General features: G+C 69.8%; 17 protein-coding genes and 2 tRNA genes. 8 read left to right on the plus strand and 11 right to left on the minus strand.

Features of this window, described 5'->3' with window-relative positions:
* Positions 1 to 98: 98 nt before the first annotated feature.
* The 4 genes from rsrA to IH68_RS0105285 form a co-directional block, all read right to left on the minus strand.
* Positions 99 to 401: a mycothiol system anti-sigma-R factor gene (gene rsrA, locus IH68_RS0105270; RefSeq protein ID WP_030929074.1), complete on the minus strand. Its 303-nt coding sequence runs from the start codon at positions 399 to 401 to the stop codon at positions 99 to 101.
* Positions 398 to 1081 (minus strand): RNA polymerase sigma factor SigR, encoded by a 684-nt coding sequence (gene sigR, locus IH68_RS0105275; protein WP_030929077.1) that lies wholly within the window; start codon positions 1079 to 1081, stop codon positions 398 to 400. Before sigR ends, rsrA begins: the two co-directional genes overlap by 4 nt.
* Positions 1082 to 1337: 256 nt before the next feature.
* On the minus strand, positions 1338 to 1964 hold the full coding sequence (locus IH68_RS0105280; protein ID WP_030929081.1) for an alpha/beta family hydrolase: 627 nt from the start codon (positions 1962 to 1964) through the stop codon (positions 1338 to 1340).
* 19 nt (positions 1965 to 1983) lie between these two features.
* On the minus strand, positions 1984 to 2799 hold the full coding sequence (locus tag IH68_RS0105285) for an SOS response-associated peptidase (protein ID WP_030929084.1): 816 nt from the start codon (positions 2797 to 2799) through the stop codon (positions 1984 to 1986).
* 50 nt (positions 2800 to 2849) lie between these two features.
* Here IH68_RS0105285 and IH68_RS0105290 point away from each other — a divergent pair, with 50 nt between their 5' ends.
* The 4 genes from IH68_RS0105290 (at position 2850) to IH68_RS0105305 (ending at position 6441) form a co-directional block, all read left to right on the plus strand.
* Positions 2850 to 3572: a M50 family metallopeptidase gene (locus tag IH68_RS0105290; protein ID WP_030929087.1), complete on the plus strand. Its 723-nt coding sequence runs from the start codon at positions 2850 to 2852 to the stop codon at positions 3570 to 3572.
* Positions 3573 to 3696: 124 nt separating this feature from the next.
* Complete coding sequence (gene aroA, locus IH68_RS0105295; protein WP_030929089.1) at positions 3697 to 5016, plus strand: 3-phosphoshikimate 1-carboxyvinyltransferase; 1320 nt, start codon at positions 3697 to 3699, stop codon at positions 5014 to 5016.
* Between the two features lie 11 nt (positions 5017 to 5027).
* Complete coding sequence (gene rsgA, locus IH68_RS0105300) at positions 5028 to 6041, plus strand: ribosome small subunit-dependent GTPase A (protein WP_030929093.1); 1014 nt, start codon at positions 5028 to 5030, stop codon at positions 6039 to 6041.
* A gap of 76 nt (positions 6042 to 6117) precedes the next feature.
* Positions 6118 to 6441, plus strand: coding sequence for a DMT family transporter (locus tag IH68_RS0105305; RefSeq protein WP_030929096.1), 324 nt, complete (start codon positions 6118 to 6120; stop codon positions 6439 to 6441).
* On the opposite strand, the gene IH68_RS0105310 is transcribed toward IH68_RS0105305, so the two are convergent.
* Positions 6438 to 6677, minus strand: coding sequence for a hypothetical protein (locus tag IH68_RS0105310; RefSeq protein WP_159403645.1), 240 nt, complete (start codon positions 6675 to 6677; stop codon positions 6438 to 6440). The genes IH68_RS0105305 and IH68_RS0105310 overlap by 4 nt on opposite strands.
* Before the next feature lie 143 nt (positions 6678 to 6820).
* On the minus strand, positions 6821 to 7429 hold the full coding sequence (locus tag IH68_RS0105315; protein WP_030929101.1) for a TetR/AcrR family transcriptional regulator: 609 nt from the start codon (positions 7427 to 7429) through the stop codon (positions 6821 to 6823).
* A gap of 187 nt (positions 7430 to 7616) precedes the next feature.
* Here IH68_RS0105315 and hisN point away from each other — a divergent pair, with 187 nt between their 5' ends.
* The 3 genes from hisN (at position 7617) to IH68_RS0105330 (ending at position 9491) form a co-directional block, all read left to right on the plus strand.
* The gene (hisN, locus tag IH68_RS0105320; protein ID WP_030929104.1) at positions 7617 to 8417 is read left to right on the plus strand and encodes a histidinol-phosphatase; all 801 of its coding nucleotides are present in this window, start codon (positions 7617 to 7619) and stop codon (positions 8415 to 8417) included.
* 158 nt (positions 8418 to 8575) lie between these two features.
* On the plus strand, positions 8576 to 8968 hold the full coding sequence (locus IH68_RS0105325) for a cyclic nucleotide-binding/CBS domain-containing protein (protein WP_030929106.1): 393 nt from the start codon (positions 8576 to 8578) through the stop codon (positions 8966 to 8968).
* Between the two features lie 106 nt (positions 8969 to 9074).
* A complete protein-coding gene (locus IH68_RS0105330; protein ID WP_030929110.1) occupies positions 9075 to 9491 on the plus strand; it encodes a Fur family transcriptional regulator in 417 nt (138 codons plus the stop codon).
* 106 nt (positions 9492 to 9597) lie between these two features.
* Here the strand turns inward: IH68_RS0105330 and IH68_RS0105335 are convergent.
* The 4 genes from IH68_RS0105335 to IH68_RS0105350 all read right to left on the minus strand — a co-directional run bounded on the left by IH68_RS0105335 (position 9598) and on the right by IH68_RS0105350 (position 14908).
* Positions 9598 to 9671 (minus strand) — tRNA-Met (locus IH68_RS0105335).
* A gap of 169 nt (positions 9672 to 9840) precedes the next feature.
* Entirely contained in the window at positions 9841 to 11652 is a 1812-nt protein-coding gene (locus IH68_RS0105340; protein WP_030929114.1) for a tetratricopeptide repeat protein, read from the minus strand.
* Between the two features lie 204 nt (positions 11653 to 11856).
* Positions 11857 to 11930 (minus strand) — tRNA-Met (locus IH68_RS0105345).
* 41 nt (positions 11931 to 11971) lie between these two features.
* Positions 11972 to 14908, minus strand: coding sequence for a UPF0182 family protein (locus tag IH68_RS0105350; protein ID WP_234341260.1), 2937 nt, complete (start codon positions 14906 to 14908; stop codon positions 11972 to 11974).
* A gap of 166 nt (positions 14909 to 15074) precedes the next feature.
* On the opposite strand from IH68_RS0105350, the gene IH68_RS0105355 reads away from it, so the two are divergent.
* The gene (locus tag IH68_RS0105355; RefSeq protein WP_030929117.1) at positions 15075 to 15617 is read left to right on the plus strand and encodes a PPA1309 family protein; all 543 of its coding nucleotides are present in this window, start codon (positions 15075 to 15077) and stop codon (positions 15615 to 15617) included.
* Positions 15618 to 15636: 19 nt separating this feature from the next.
* Here IH68_RS0105355 and IH68_RS0105360 read toward each other — a convergent pair whose 3' ends face one another.
* Positions 15637 to 16731 (minus strand): PDZ domain-containing protein, encoded by a 1095-nt coding sequence (locus IH68_RS0105360; RefSeq protein WP_030929120.1) that lies wholly within the window; start codon positions 16729 to 16731, stop codon positions 15637 to 15639.
* Positions 16732 to 16763: the final 32 nt, after the last annotated feature.

Below are 16763 nucleotides of genomic sequence, written 5' to 3' on the forward strand. Positions count from 1 at the left end.
GCGGCCCGGGGGGACTCCGCGGGCTTATGAACCGCGGATTAGCACGTTCGAGTGACGACAGCCCGTTCCCGGCATTCCGGACGAAGGTCCGGGGGAGTTCAGGATTCCTGCGGGGTCGCGGTGATGTCGTGCTCGGGAACGGCCTGCCCGGAGCGGATCAGGTCGAGCCGCCCCAGGACCTTGGCGCGCAGGTCGGTCGGTACGTCGTCATGGCCGCAGCACCGCTTGACCAGCTTCTTCACGGCCTGCTCCAGGCCGTACTTCTCCAGGCACGGCGAGCACTCCTGGAAGTGCTGCTTGAACTTGTCGCGATCGACGTCCGGCATCTCACTGTCGAGGAACTCGTAGAGATGGTCGAGGACCTCACTGCAGTCCGTCTCGTGCGGCTCTCCGCAGCTCATGAGCCCGAGCCTTTCGCTTCGTCCGACTCTCCGGCGCCGGCCGGGACCAGCCCGCGCTCGCGCGCGTAGTCCTCGAGCATGCCGCGCAGCTGACGGCGGCCCCGGTGCAGCCGGGACATCACCGTACCGATGGGTGTCCCCATGATGTCCGCGATCTCCTTGTACGCAAAGCCCTCGACGTCTGCGAGGTACACGGCGATGCGGAACTCCTCGGGGATCGCCTGGAGTGCTTCCTTCACGTCCGAGTCGGGCAGGTGGTCGAGCGCCTGCGACTCCGCGGAGCGCAGACCGGTCGACATGTGCGACTCGGCGCGGGCGAGCTGCCAGTCCTCGATCTCCTCGGCCGCGGAGCGCTGGGGTTCGCGCTGCTTCTTGCGGTACGAGTTGATGAAGGTGTTGGTGAGGATCCGGTACAGCCACGCCTTGAGATTGGTGCCTTCACGGAACTGGTGGAAGGACGCGTACGCCTTCGCGTACGTCTCCTGCACCAGGTCCTCGGCGTCGGCCGGGTTGCGCGTCATGCGCAGCGCGGCGGAGTACATCTGGTCGAGGAATTCGAGCGCGTCCCGCTCGAAGCGCGCGGTGCGCTCCGCGGTCGACTCCGCGCTGATGCCCTGGCCCTCGGGCAGCTCCGCCTGGCCGTTGTCGGTCCCTGCGTCGGTACCGGTGACCGGACCCACCTCCTCAAGATTGCGGGCAGCACCGAAACCGGTGTCGCCAGAATCGGAGGATAGACGACGACCCGTCCCCGCCGCCCCTCGAATAGGGGTGGTCTTGGCCGCAGTCAGCACCGTCCAGTCCAGGTCAGTGCGGCTGCTGCGGCTCGGGCATACGGTCGAACCCATGCGGCGGACTTCCTCTCCCACGACGATCTGTGCTGCTCTCCAGCACTTCTGTCCGCCTCAACAGTGGCCGCCCGCCCGGCATTCCCCGCCGTCACCCGAGTGACGCGGTCCACCGGGTGACGGCGTCCGTGATGATCTCCAGCGCCTGCTCCTGCGTGATCTCCGCCCGCTTGGGCACGGCGAACCCGTGATCGCCGTACTCCACCTCGACCAGCTCGTACGTCCCTTTCGGGAACTCCTCGGGCTTCCCGAAGGGGTCGTTCCCGCCCTGTACGACGAGGGTGGGCACCCCGGAGCCGAGCAGTTCCTCGGCGCGGGACTTCTCGGGCCTGCCCGGCGGATGCAGCGGGAAGCTGAGGGCGAGGACGGCACGCGCGCCGAGCTCGACGGCCGTACGACAGGCGACCCGGGCCCCCGCGCTCCGTCCGCCCGAGATCACCGGCAGTCCGGGCTCGGCGAGCGCGGGCCAGATCCCGCGCCACCCGAGGTCGAGCGTCTTCGGGGCGGGCGCCAGCTTCTTGCCGGCCACCCGCCAGGGCTGTTCGACGAGGGCGACCGTCACTCCGTGTCGGGGCAGGACCTGGGCGAGGGCCTGCAGGTCCCGTGCCTCGATACCGCCGCCGGCGCCGTGACTGACGGCGAGGACGAGCCGCGGCTGCGCAGCGTGGCGCCAGGTGATGCGGGCCGGACCGGCACCGGTGTCGACGTCCTGTGTCACTTCTGTCAGCTCTGTCACATCAGAAGAGTGTGCCTTCTTCGGGGCCCTCGAGTTCCTTCAGCAGCTCCGGTCCGTTGTTGCGGACGTTGCTGACCGCGGTGGACACGGGGTAGGCGCGCATCAGTCCGGCGGGCGGCGGCTCCAGGAGCGACCGCAGGTCCTCGGGGTCGGTGCGGGCCGGGTCGAGCCAGGCGTCCCAGCGGTCCGGGGTGAGCATCAGCGGCATCCGGGGGTGGATGTCGGCGAGCGCGTGCGGGCCCTCGGCCGGGGCGACGGCGAGCGGTGTCGTCTCCGCCTCGGTCGTGATCACCGAGCAGGTCACCCACCAGGCCTGCGGGTGGTCGTCCGGCAGGGTCTTGTCCCGCCAGAACTCGTACAGCCCGGCCATCGCGAAGACCGACCCGTCGGCGGGCAGCACGAAGTACGGCTGCTTGCGGGGCCGCTTCTTCTTCCCCTCGACCTCCAGGTCCCGCTCCCCCTGGCCGGTGACCCACTCGTAGTAGCCGTCGGCGGGGATGATGCAGCGCCGGGAGGAGAAGGCCCGCTTGTACGACGGCTTCTCATGGACGGTCTCGGCACGCGCGTTGATCATCCGCGCCCCGCCCTCCGGGGTCTTCGACCAGGACGGCACCAGGCCCCACTTCAGCTTGCGCAGCTGCCGAACCGGCCGCCGGTCGTCGACGTCCTTAAGAGGGCGGTCCAGGACGGCGTAGACCTCCTTGGTGGGGGCCACGTTGTAGTCGGGTGCCAGGGTCTCCTCGGGTTCCCACTTCTCGATCTCAAAGATTCCTGCGAGATCCTCGGGCCTACGACTCGCTGCATACCGTCCGCACATACGTGCCACACTGCCAGATTCGACGAGACCCATGGGAGCCACCGCCGACAATGGACAGCCTCGCTATCGCCTCGCTCGCCTCCCTCTGGGACCGGGTCTTCGGAGACCAGCCCGACCCCGACATGTGGGTGGTGATCGCGACGCTCGTCGCGGCGCTCGCCGCGATCGTCCCGCAGGGTGTCTGGCGCATCTCGCGCAACGCCATCACCATCGCCCACGAAGGCGGCCACGGCCTGATCGCCCTGCTCACGGGCCGGCAGCTGACGGGCATACGGCTGCACTCCGACACCAGCGGCCTCACCGTCAGCCGCGGCAAGCCGCACGGCCTCGGCATGATCCTCACCGCGGCCGCCGGCTACACCGCTCCCCCGCTCCTCGGTCTGGGCGGCGCGGCCCTGCTCGCCGCCGGCCACATCACCCTGCTGCTGTGGCTGGCGACAGCCCTGCTCGTCGCCATGCTGGTGATGATCCGCAACGCGTACGGCGCCCTGACGGTGGTCCTGACCGGCGGCGCATTCCTGCTGGTGTCGTGGCTGGCGGGCCCCCAGGTACAGGCCGCGTTCGCGTATGCGGTGGTGTGGTTCCTGCTGGTGGGCGGGGTACGCCCGGCGTTCGAGCTGCAGGCGAAGCGGATGCGAGGGGGTGCCGGGGACTCGGACGCGGATCAGCTGTCGCGGTTGACGCATGTGCCGGCGGGGCTGTGGCTGTTCCTGTTCCATGCGGTGAGCCTGTGCTCGCTGATAGGTGGGGGTCGCTGGTTGCTTGAGGTGTGATGCAGCCCCGAAGGGGCGAGTCACACAGGGGCGCGGGGTTGTATCGATCAGCGGCTCCGCCGCGGGGCGCCACCAGCCCCAACGGCGCCGCAGCCGAACGACCGCCTCCTTATAAAGTGAACCCATGGCCCAAAACCCCGCCGCACACACCGCCCTCTGGCCCGCCCCCCTCGCGAGCGGAGCCGTCGACGCGACGGTCCACGTGCCGGGGTCCAAGTCGGTCACCAACCGCGCCCTGGTACTCGCGGCTCTCGCCAGCGAACCGGGCTGGCTGCGCCGCCCCCTGCGCTCCCGCGACACCCTGCTCATGGCGGCAGCGCTCCGCGCGATGGGCGTCGGCATCGAGGAGGGCGTGGGCCCCGACGGCAGCGGCGAGACCTGGCGGGTGCTCCCCACCGGACTGCACGGCCCGGCCACGGTCGACGTCGGCAACGCCGGCACGGTGATGCGCTTCCTGCCCCCGGTGGCCGCGCTCGCCGACGGCCCCATCCGCTTCGACGGCGACCCGAGGTCGTACGAGCGTCCCCTGAACGGCGTGATCGACGCCCTGCGCGTGCTCGGCGCCCGCATCGACGACGACGGCCGCGGCGCACTGCCCCTGACGGTGCATGGCGGGGGCGCCCTGGACGGCGGCCCGGTGGAGATCGACGCCTCGTCGTCCTCCCAGTTCGTGAGCGCCCTGCTGCTCTCCGGCCCGCGCTTCAACCAGGGCGTCGAGGTCCGTCACATCGGCAGCTCCCTGCCCTCCCTCCCGCACATCCGCATGACCGTCGACATGCTGCGCGCGGTCGGCGCCCAGGTGGACACCCCGGAGTCGGGCGGCGAGCCCAACGTGTGGCGGGTGACGCCGGGCGCGCTGCTCGGCCGGGACCTGACGATCGAGCCGGACCTGTCCAACGCGCAGCCGTTCCTGGCGGCCGCCCTGGTGACCGGCGGCAAGGTCGTCGTCCCCGACTGGCCGTCCCGTACCACCCAGCCCGGCGACAAGCTGCGGGAGATCTTCACCGAGATGGGCGGTACCTGCGAACTGACCGAGTACGGCCTCGAGTTCACCGGTTCGGGCGTGATCCGCGGTATCGACGTGGACCTGGGCGAGGTCGGCGAGCTGACTCCTGGCATCGCGGCGGTCGCAGCCCTCGCGGACTCCCCCTCCACCCTCCGCGGCGTGGCCCATCTGCGGCTGCACGAGACGGACCGGCTGGCCGCGCTCACCAAGGAGATCAACGAGCTCGGCGGTGACGTCACCGAGACCGCCGACGGCCTGCACATCCGCCCGCGCAAGCTGCACGGCGGGATCTTCCACACGTACGAGGACCACCGCATGGCGACGGCCGGCGCGATCATCGGCCTCGCGGTCGAGGGCGTGCAGATCGAGAACGTGGCGACGACGGCGAAGACCCTGCCGGACTTCCCCGACATGTGGGCCGGGATGCTCGGAGCGTAGGGACTCACGCCATGCGCCGCTACGGCAAGCACACCGACGAGGACGACATCCGCAGCCGCCCGAACCGCAAGGGCACCCGGCCCCGTACGAACATCCGCCCCGCGCACGAGGACGCGGCCGAGGGCATGGTCCTCACCGTCGACCGGGGCCGGCTGACCGTCCTCGTCGACGACCGGATCGTGCTGGCGATGAAGGCCCGCGAACTGGGCCGCAAGGCGGCGATCGTCGGCGACCGGGTGGCCCTCGTCGGCGACCTGTCCGGCAAGAAGGACACCCTCGCGCGCATCGTCCGCATCGAGAAGCGCACCTCGGTCCTGCGCCGCACCGCCGACGACGACGACCCGTACGAACGCGTGGTCGTCGCCAACGCCGACCAGCTGGCGATCGTCACGGCCCTGGCCGACCCCGAGCCGCGCCCCCGTCTGATCGACCGCTGCCTGGTCGCGGCGTTCGACGGCGGACTGACCCCGCTGCTGGTGCTGACGAAGTCGGACCTCGCCCCGCCCGACAAGCTCCTCGAGCTGTACGGCGCCCTCGACATCCCGTACGTCGTGACCAGCCGTGAGGAGCTGGAGAACGGCAGCGCGGTCGCCCGCGTGCGCGAGCAACTCGACGGCAAGATCACGGCGTTCGTCGGTCACTCGGGCGTCGGCAAGACGACCCTGGTCAACGCGCTGGTCCCACTGGAACAGCGGCGTTCGACCGGACATGTGAACGCGGTGACGGGCCGCGGCCGCCACACCACCACCTCGGCGCTCGCCCTGCCGCTCGCGGACAGCGACGACGGCTGGGTGATCGACACCCCGGGCGTACGGTCCTTCGGCCTGCACCACATCGATCCGTCCCGTGTCATCCATGCCTTCCCCGACCTGGAACCGGGCACGGAGGGCTGCCCGCGCGCATGCAGCCACGACGAGCCGGACTGCGCGCTGGACGAGTGGGTGGCCGAGGGCCACGCCGACCCGGCCCGGCTCTATTCGCTGCGCCGACTGCTGGCCACGCGGGAACGCACGGAGGGCGACTGACCTCTGCGTTGTTTGTGAGGCGCCGAGCCCGGTAAGTGCATAATCGCACCGAGCCGGACATACGGGAGGACAGCACATGGCGTGGCTGCTGGTAGTGGTGGCCGGGTTGCTCGAGACGGGTTTCGCCGTGTGCCTCAAGCTCTCCCACGGTTTCACCCGCCTGTGGCCGACGATCGCGTTCTGCGTCTTCGCCCTCGGCAGCTTCGGCCTCCTCACCCTGTCCCTGAGGAAGCTGGACGTCGGCCCCGCCTACGCGGTGTGGACCGGCATCGGCGCGGCGGGCACCGCGATCTACGGCATGATCTTCCTCGGCGACCTGGTGTCCACGCTGAAGCTCGTCTCGATCAGCCTGGTCATCGTGGGCGTGATCGGCCTCCAGCTCTCCGGATCGGCCCACTAGACGACCTCCCGTACGCGCGCGAGGAGGACCTGGTCGGCCATCTCGTACGAGAACGCCCGTGAGCGGAGGGCGAGTTCGGGGACGCCGACGAGGTCGAGCAGTTCGACGGCGCGTTCCAGCGCCTGTTCGCGGGTCACGTCCTGGCGCGGAACATGCGTCAACTCCCGTGCCCCGGCGCCGACGAGCTCCCGCCCGGTCGAGCCGTACCGACCCCAGCACGTCCGCGTTCCGAGCACGGCCGGCACGGTCGACGACTTCCCGGACCCCCGACTCGCCGACCAGCCCCAGCACTTCGCCGCGCTGCAGCGTGAGGTCGGCTCCTGGAAGCTCGGCCTCGCGCGCATCGGCCACAAGAAGCTCGGCCGACTGAAGCAACCCCTCACACCGCCTGCCGGGGCAGGGCCGTGCGGACCAGGTCCGCCACCCCGCCCTCGCCCGGCGGCGCCGCCACGCAGGACAGGGCGAGCCGCACGACCAGCTCACAGGAGCGCGCCAGATCCGCCGTGTCCGACTTGACCGCCCCCGGCTTCGACAGCACCGCCACGGCCCGGTCCCGGACGATCGCCACGAAGTCGCCGGGCGACGGCAGCGGACCGTCCGCCCGCCGCTGCGCCGGCACCGCGGAGGAGGACGGCACCGCGGACAGCGTCGGCGAGGGCAGCCGTTCACTCCAGCAGCCGGTCAGCATGGCCCGTACGAGTGCGTTCTCGCGCGCCGTCGACGCGGTCCATTCGGCGGTCGCGGTGAGCCGGTCGCGGGCGTCGCTGTGGGTGGCGAGCGCGCGTTCGACCCCGGCGAGGTAGCCGTCCGCCTCCCTTCTCACAAGCGCCCTGGCGAGCCCCTCCTTGCTGCCGAACTCGTTGTAGAGGGTCTGCCGGGACACTCCGGCGGCCGAGGCGACGTCCACCATCCGTACGGCGGACCACGGTCGGCGCGCCAGCGCCGTGTACGCGGCGTCCAGTAGGGATTCCCGCGCTGCAGGCATCATCGCCTCCCTGGGGCGAGCGGCTCTGCGCCCAGATTTGACGCGCACAAGGGCACTGTCAAGGGTTCGCGAGCGCACGCGGGGGCGCCCCCCGGCCGCCGTGTGCCGTCCCCCGGGGCGGCAATGTGCCGCCAAACCGTGAGCATGGCCTGGTGGCCCCATCGCGACCTCGCCGGATAGCGTTCGTTCCATGCCGGACTACCTCGACGATCTCCGTTTCGCCCACGTCCTCGCGGACGCCGCCGACGCGGCAACGATGTCCCGCTTCAAGGCGCTCGACCTCAAGGTCGAGACGAAACCGGACATGACCCCGGTGAGTGAAGCGGACAAGGCGGCGGAGGAGCTCATCCGCGGCCAGCTCCAGCGCGCCCGCCCCCGCGACGCGGTCCTCGGCGAGGAGTACGGCCTGGAGGGCACGGGCCCCCGCCGCTGGGTGGTCGACCCGATCGACGGCACCAAGAACTACGTGCGCGGTGTCCCGGTGTGGGCCACTCTGATCTCCCTGATGGAGGCGGGCGAGACCGGCTTCGAGCCGGTCGTCGGTGTCGTCTCCGCCCCCGCCCTGGGCCGCCGCTGGTGGGCCGCGAAGGGCCACGGCGCCTTCACCGGCCGCAGCCTTTCCTCCGCCTCCCGTCTGCAGGTCTCCCGCGTCGCAAAGCTGTCGGACGCCTCGTTCGCGTACTCCTCCCTGACGGGCTGGGAGGACCAGGGCCGGCTGGGCGGCTTCCTGGATCTGACCCGCGAGGTGTGGCGCACGCGCGCGTACGGCGACTTCTGGCCCTACATGCTGGTCGCCGAGGGCGCCGTCGACATCTGCGCCGAGCCGGAGCTCTCCCTCTGGGACATGGCCGCCAACACGATCATCGTCACCGAGGCCGGCGGCGCCTTCACCGGCCTCGACGGCCGCCCGGGCCCGCACAGCGGCAACGCGGCCGCCTCGAACGGCCTGCTGCACGACGAGTTGCTGGGTTATCTCAACGAGCGCTACTGAGGAGCACCCACAAAAGCACAGATGAGCGCGTGCGCCCTCAATTGGCCGCACGCGCCCTCTTGTTGACCCCCGCTTTACCTGCGACTCTGAGAGTCCCCCCACTTGTGAACTTGTGAATCCTTGCACTAGACGGATTCCTTTGGAGGTGGCTCCATCCCATGCTCGTCCGCGACGCCATGAGCACAGTGGTCCTCACCATCGGCCCCGCCCACACCCTCCGCCAGGCCGCAGCCCTGATGTCCGCCCGCCGTGTCGGCGCAGCCGTGGTCCTCGACCCGGACGCCGGCGGTATCGGCATTCTCACCGAACGCGACATCCTCAACTCCGTCGGCCTCGGCCAGAGCCCCGACACCGAGCGAGCCCACGACCACACCACCAACGACGTCGTCTTCGCCGCCCCGTCCTGGACGCTGGAGGAGGCGGCCCGCGCCATGGCCCACGGCGGCTTCCGCCACCTCATCGTCCTCGACCATGGCGAGCCGGCCGGCATCGTCTCGGTCCGCGACATCATCCGCTGCTGGGCACCGGTACGGCAGCACGTGCCCGCCTGACGCCGCAGGGGGACCAGAGGCCATATTTGGACTAAGTCCAAGTCCAGCATCGATCCAAAGTCACACCTGTTCGGAAAATGGTCCCCCTGCTGTTAGGCTGGATTTTATGAGCGACCTTCTGGAACGGCTGCGCGGACGCGGATGGCGGATGACCGCGCAGCGGCGCGTCGTGGCCGAGGTTCTCGATGGCGAGCACGTGCATCTGACCGCCGACGAGGTCCACTCCCGGGCCGTCACCAAGCTGCCCGAGATCTCCCGCGCGACCGTCTACAACACGCTGGGCGAGCTGGTCTCCCTCGGCGAGGTGCTCGAGGTCTCCACCGACAAGCGCGCCAAGCGGTACGACCCGAACGCGCACCGGCCGCACCACCACCTGGTCTGCGCCCAGTGCGGCGCGATCCGCGACGTCCACCCGAGCGGCAACCCGCTCGCCGACCTCCCCGACACGGAGCGCTTCGGCTTCACCGTCTCGGACGTCGAGGTCACGTACCGCGGAATCTGCCCGAACTGCGCGGCGGCGTAACCACCTTCTCGTGGGCGGCGGGCTCCGCCGCCCGACCGCACGCCGGCAATTCTGGAAACACCGAGGGCCGGAATCCATTCACTGGATTCCGGCCCTCGGCCTTCAGTAGCGGGGACAGGATTTGAACCTGCGACCTCTGGGTTATGAGCCCAGCGAGCTACCGAGCTGCTCCACCCCGCGTCGATGAACGCAACGTTACGTCAGTGACGACGGCAATGGCAAATCGCTTCCTTTCAGCCCGTCCGGCGTTCGAGGACGAAGCCCTTCGGGCCGAACGGGGTCGAGGGGCAGAGCCCCTGGGGACGGGACGGGTAGGGGGCGGGAACACCCGGGGCTCGCCACGGCACCCCTACGCCGACAGCTCCTCCCGCAGCGCATCCCGCAACCGAGTCGCCCGCTCCGAAACAGCCACCGGTCCCAGCGTCACCGCCCGCTCCGCCCACCGCTGCCCCTCCGCCAGCTCACCCCGACGCGCGTAGACCAGGGCCAGCCGCAGTGCGGCCCGCCCGTGCCCCGCGTCGGCGGCCCGCTTCCACCACACGGCCGCCTCCGGCTCGCTCCCCTCGCGGGCCAGCAGCAGCCCGAGGTTGAAGGCGCCGTTGCGGGACCCGGCCTCCGCGGCCGCCCGGTACCAGCGCGCCGCCTCCACCACGTCCCCCCGGGCGGCGGACATCATCCCGACCCGCACCTGCGCCCGCCGGTGCCCCTGGGAAGCCGCGCGCTCGTACCACTCCTCGCACTCGGTCTTCTCGTGCGCGGACTCCCCGAGCTCATGCGCGGGCGCAGGCGGCCGCCGGGCGTCCAGGACGGTCGCCAGCCGGTACGCGGCCTCCGCGCTGCCGCCTCCTGCCGCGCAACGCAGATGCCGCTCCGCCGCGCGCTCGTCCCCGCCCCGCAGCCGCGCCATGCCGACCTGCAGCGCCGCCTCCGTGTGCCCGGCGGCCGCAGCACGCTCGTACCAGCGCAGCGCGACGTCGTCCTCGGCGCGCCCGGCGTGGAGGATCCCCAGGTTGAACGCGGCGTCCACGCTCCCGGCCTCCGCGGCCTTGGAGAACCACGGCTCGGCGCCGGTCGTGTCGCCGCCCTGGAGCAGCAGGATGGCCAGCGCGTTCGCCGCCTCGCGGTGGCCGGCGTACGCGGCGCGGCGGTACCACTGCTCGGCCTGTGCGGTCCTCCCCTGTTCGGCGCAGAGCAGCCCGAGGTTGTAGGCGCCGTTGTCGTCACCGGCGTCCATCGCCGCCCGGTACCAGCGCTCGGCGGTCTGCGTCTCCCCGCGCTCGGCGTGGAGGGCGCCGAGCGCGTTGGCGGCATTGCCGTCCCCGTCCTGCGCGGCCCTGAGCCACCACACGGCGGCGCTCTCGGTGTCGCCGGCGTCCCGCAGCAGGAAGCCCAGCGCGCAGGCGGCGCGCGCCTCGCCGTCCTTGGCGGACGTCAGATACCAGCGCCCGGCCTCCTTGAGCTCACCGCGCTTCTCCAGGATCGCGCCGAGGTGCAGGGCGGCCCGCCGGTGGCCCCGCGCGGCGGCCTGTCGGTAGAACTGCTCGGCCTGGGCCAGCAGTTCGACACCGTTGTCAGCCCCGTCCTCGCCCTGGCCGGCCGCCTTGCGGTCGAGCGCGCGCGCCAGGCGGTACGCCGCCTCCCGGTGCCCGCGCTCCGCTGCGGCCCGCATCCAGGCCTCGGCGCCGGTGTCCCCGCGGTGCTCCAGCAGATCGGCGAGCGCGTAGGCGCCAAGGGCGTGCCCCTGTTCGGCGGACTGCCGCAGCCAGTACTCGGCGGCGGGCTCGTCCCCGCGCTCGCGGTGATGACGCCCCAGTGCGTGTGCGGCCGCCGCGGACCCGGCGACGGCGGCGATGCGCCACCAGCCGGCGGCGTCGTCGGCGTATCCGCGCTGGTGGAGAAGGACTCCCAGGTTGTTGGCGGCGGCACGGTCCCCCGCGGCGGTGGCGGCACGCAGATAGGGCTCGGCTCCGTCGAGATCACCGCGGCGCAGCAGCATGGCCCCGAGGACACTCATCGCCTCGACGTCGCCGGCTTCGGCGGCGAGCCGCTGACGAACTTCCTCGACGGCCTCCTCAGCCACCTCCCCGGCTTCGCCCGGTTCGGAAGGCTGCACAAATCGCCCTGTCTCGAACAGAGTTGCCTTGTCCCCCATAACGTCCATCGTCGCACCACCTGCAACCTGGGTACACCTGGTATACCGCAGCCAGTGAGGTCACTTCAGCGTTTTGTCGACATGCCCACAGAGAGACAAGTCAAACACAGTTGTCCCAACTCCCCGAGGCGGCATGACGATCCCCCTGACCGGCACATGCGTTCGCACATCACGAAGGCCCGGATCCTTGAGGATCCGGGCCTTCGACTGCAGTAGCGGGGACAGGATTTGAACCTGCGACCTCTGGGTTATGAGCCCAGCGAGCTACCGAGCTGCTCCACCCCGCGTCGTTGTGTGGCAACCGTACCACGACGCGGGGCGGGCATGATCAGCCGCTGCCGGAGCTGCCGCTCGGGCTCGGACTGCCGCTCGGACCGGGGCTGCTGCTGCTCTTGTTGCCGCCACCACCCGTCTTGCCCGCCTTGGACTGCGCGTCCTCGGCCCGCTTGAGGGCGTCCTGGAGGTCCTTCTGCGCCTGGCCGTACGCCTGCCAGTCGCCCTTCTTCAGGGCTTCCTGACCGGCGTCGAAGGCCTTCTGGGCGTCGTTCAGCGCCTGTTGGACCGTGGGATTACTGGACGTCGGCGGTGGGGTCGTTCCCGTGTCCGACGGCGGTGTGGTCGAACTCTCCGCTCCGAAGACCTTGTTGAGGGCCTCGTCCAGGGTGTCCTCGAAGGCGGTGTTGCCTCCGTAGGTCACCAGCACCTTGCGCAGCAGCGGGTACTTGAGTCCACCACCGCGTACGTAGACCGGCTCCACGTAAAGCAGTCCTCCGTCGAGCGGCATCGTCAGCAGGTTGCCGTACTCGATGTCGGAGTCGCCGCCCTTGAGGAGCTTGATCGCCGCGGCGATGTCCTGTTCGGAGTTGAACTTGCTCTGTACCTGTTTGGGGCCGTCGACGGTCGTGCTCGTCGGCAGTTTCAGGATTCTGATCTTGCCGTAGTCACTGGTGCTCGCATCGGCGTCGACCGCCATGAACGCACTGAGGTTGTCCCGTCCGTTCGGCGTGAAGGTCGTCGTCAGCGAGAACGCCTGCGAGGACTGGCCGGGCATCTTCATGCTCAGGTAGTACGGCGGCACCGCGTTGCCCGACTTGTTGGTCGGGTCGTCCGGCACCTGCCACACCTCGCTGCCCGTGAGGAAGGTCTGCGCGTCCGTCACGTGGTAGCGGCTGAGCAGCTCGCGCTGGACCTTGAACAGGTCCTGCGGGTAACGGAAGTGGGCCTGCAGCTCGGGCTTGATGGCCGACTTCGCCTTCACCGTGCCCGGGAACGCCTTCATCCACGTCTTCAGGACGGGGTCACCGGTGTCCCACTGGTAGAGCTTGACCTCGCCGGTGTACGCGTCGACGGTCGCCTTCACCGAGTTGCGGATGTAGTTGACCTGGTTCTGCTGAGCCACCACCGCGCGGTTGGTGTTGGTCGCGGTCAGCGAGTCGGCGGTGGTGTCGCCGAGGGTCGTCCGGGAGGCGTACGGGTATCCGTTGGTCGTCGTGTAAGCGTCGACGATCCACTGGATACGGCCGTCCACCACCGCCGGATAGGCGTCGCCGTCGATGGTCAGCCAGGGCGCCACCGCCTCGACGCGCTCCTTGGGAGTGCGGTTGTACAGGATCCGCGAACCCTTGCCGATCGCCCCGGAGTAGAGCATCTGCGGCTCGTTGAACGCGACCGCGTAGGCGGCGCGGTTGATCGGGTTGGCGAGGTTGACGCCGCTGTTGCCCTTGTAGCTGGTGGTCTTCTCGCCGCTGTCGTCGGAGTAGTCGATCTCCTGCTGGGGACCGCCGACGATCGAGTAGGTGGTGGTCTTCTCGCCGTAGTAGATCTGCTGCTTGTACTTCCCGAGGTCACCCGTGGACGGCAGGTCGGACTCGGTGAACACGGGCTGGCCGTCCTGGACCTCGGTGCCCTTGGCGGCGACCACACCGTAGCCGTGGGTGTAGCGGAAGTGGTCGTTGATCCAGTTGTTCTTCGGAATGCCGTTGAGGTTCAGCTCGCGCAGACCGATGACGGTGTCCTGCTCCTTGCCGTCCTTGCTGTAGCGGTCGACGTCCAGGTTGTTCGGGAACGCGTAGTAGTTCCTGATCTGCTGGAGCTGCTGGAAGGTGGGCGAGACGATGTTCGGGTCCAGGATGCGGATGCTGGCCGCATCGTCGACGCCGTCCCGCAGCTGGGACTTGTCCTTGGTGGTGCTCGTCCCCGAGTAGTCGGTCACCTTGGTGTCGTCGATGCCGTACGCCTCACGGGTCGCCTTGAGGTTCTTCTGGACGTACGGCGCTTCCTTGGCCTGCTCGTTGGGCTGGACCTGGAACTTCTGGACGATCGCCGGGTAGAGCCCGCCGATGAGGATCGCCGAGAGCACCATCAGGCCGAAGCCGATCACGGGCAGCTGCCAGGTGCGGCGCCACAGGGTGGCGAAGAACAGCAGCGCGCAGATGACGGCGATGCAGAACAGGATCGTCTTCGCCGGCAGGTAGGCGTTCGCGTCGACGTACCTGAGGCCCGTCCAGTTGTCCGTCGCCTTGAAGTCGCTGGACTTGACAGCGAGGCCGTACCGGTCGAGCCAGTAGGCGACCGCCTTCAGGGCCACGAAGATGCCGAGCAGCACCGACAGATGGCCCGTCGCGGCGGCGGTGGCGCGCGCGCCCGGGGAGGTGATCCTGAGGCCGCCGTACAGGTAGTGCGTGAGCGCGGCGGCGATCAGGGAGAGGATCGCGGCGGCGAAGCCGAAGCCGAGCAGGAAGCGGTACCAGGGCAGGTCGAAGGCGTAGAAGGAGACGTCGAGGTGGAACTGCGGGTCCTTCTGGTGGAAGGGCACGCCGTTGACCCACATCAGCCAGGTGCGCCACTGGCTGGACGCCGAGGCGCCGGCGATCAGACCGACCAGGGCGGTGATCCCGAGCAACAGCCAGGTCTTGTACGGTGCGATGCCCATCCGGTAGCGGTCGAGGCTCTGCTGCTCCATCGACATGGCGCTCAGCGGCGGTCGCAGCCGGTGTGCCAGCCAGACGTTGAAGCCGACCGCGAGGGCCATCAGCAGACCGAAGACGAAGAACAGTCCGATCTTGGTCCACAGGGTGGTGGTGAAGACGGACGAGTACTTCACGGAGCGGTACCAGAGCCAGTCCGTCCAGAAGCCCGCGAACATGGTGAACGCCATGCCGAGGACGGCAAGGACGCCCAGTGTCATGAGCAGGGTCCGGACTCGCCGGGACGGGCGGCCCACTCTGATCCGTGGCCCCGTCGGGCCTCCGCCGCGGTCCGGCATCTGGAAAGCCAAGGTGCGCACCTCGAAGTCGCTGTCGGTTCGTCAGGCCCCCGCGTGTTCGTGAGCCCCTCCGTGGCCCCCCGTGATCGCGGGCCCACACCTATGCAACTTACTCACCGTTTACTCGGTTCCCGATTCCGGCCATGAACGAGGCAGGATTGTGACCATGTCCAACACTCCCATGGCAGCGAGCCCGCTCACCCGGGCCGTACTCGAGATCGACGAGTACACCTCCGGCCTCGGCTGGGACCAGCCCGCCCGCCTCTTCGCCCTTGTAGACACCGCTCGGCTGCGGTCCCAGGAACCCGCGCTCGCGGCTCAGCTGGGTCTTGCGGACGAGCCCGACACCACCGGTCTCACCCCGGTCGAGCAGGACGAGATCCCGGCCGGCAAGCCGCTGGACGAGTTCCTGGCGACGATCGCCTGGCCCGACGCGGTGGCCGGCTGCGCGCTCACGGTGGAGCGGCTGATGCTGCCGCCGTCCGCCGAGTCCCAGGTCCCCGAGGGGCTGGACGAGGCCGGGCTGGCGAAGTGGGTGGCCGGGCACCCGGACCGTCAGGAGGTCCGGATGACGGTGGCGGTGCTGCGCGACGGTGCCCGCGACTCGGCGCTGCGGCTGCGCGACAAGGACACGCCCACGGAGGTCCTCACGGGCTCCGACCTGGTCCCGGGCCTGGCTCAGGCCTTGGCCGCGACCTTCGAGGAGTAGGCGGTCGTAGCCCTTTGGGCTACTTGGCCGTGCACTTCGGCAGGTCGGCGGTCTTTCCGGTACGGAGGTCCTTCAGCGCGCCGAGGGCGTCGTCGATGGTGTTCACCTTGACCAGGGTGAGCCCGCTGGGGGTGTCCTTGGCGGCAGCCTTGCAGTTCTCGGCGGGCGTGAGGAAGTACTGGGCGCCCTTGTTGCGTGCTCCGACCGTCTTCATCTCGATACCGCCGATCGGGCCGACCTTGCCGCTGTCGTCGATCGTCCCGGTGCCGGCCACGAACTTGCCGCCGGTCAGGTTGCCCGGGGTGAGCTTGTCGTAGATGCCGAGCGCGAACATCAGACCGGCGCTCGGCCCGCCGACGTCGGCGAGCTTGATGTCGATGGTGAACGGGAAGGTGTGATCGGTTCCCGCGGAGATCCCGACGATGGCGCGCTTCTTGCCGCTGTCGTCGGAGGTGGTGGTCGTGATCGTGATGTTCCGGGTCTTCGTGGCCGTCGTGTTCTTCTTCTCGGCGGCGGCCTGCTCCTTGGCGGGCACGATCGTGAAGTCGACCTTCTGGCCGGGCCGGTGCTTGGTCACGAGCCTGGCGACGTCGCCGGGCTGCTTCACGGCCGTACCGTCGACGGCCTTGATCACGTCTCCGGCGTGCAGTTCGCCCTGCGCGGGCGAGCCCTTGACCACGGTCGAGACGATCACCCAGCTCTTCACCGGGATGCCGAGTTCCTTCAGGGCGGCGACCTTGGCGCTCTCCTGGGACTGGCTGAACTCCTCGGCGTTCTCCTGGGTCGACTGCTCCTCGGTCTTGCCGTCCGGGTAGAGCGTGTCGTGCGGCACGACCTTGCTGTCGTGGGCCAGCCAGCCGTAGACGGCCTCGACGAGGTTCATCCTGTAGTCGGCGCTGGTGACCCGCACGGTGGTCATGTTCAGGTGGCCGTCGGCCGCATAGGTCTTGCGTCCCGAGATCTGCAGCACCGGCTCGCCGTCGTGGTTCCCGAGCGTGTTGACCGTGGGTCCCGGAGACATCTCCGAGTACGGCACGGGAATGAAGACTCCCGCGCACAGGAGCGCGATCAGCATCAGGGTGGAGGCGAGCATCGTCGCGGTGCGGCGTGGCATGCCAAGACAGTACGGGAAGGTCCTGTCAGCGC

The organism is Streptomyces sp. NRRL S-646 (assembly GCF_000720765.1).
GTDB lineage: Bacteria > Actinomycetota > Actinomycetes > Streptomycetales > Streptomycetaceae > Streptomyces.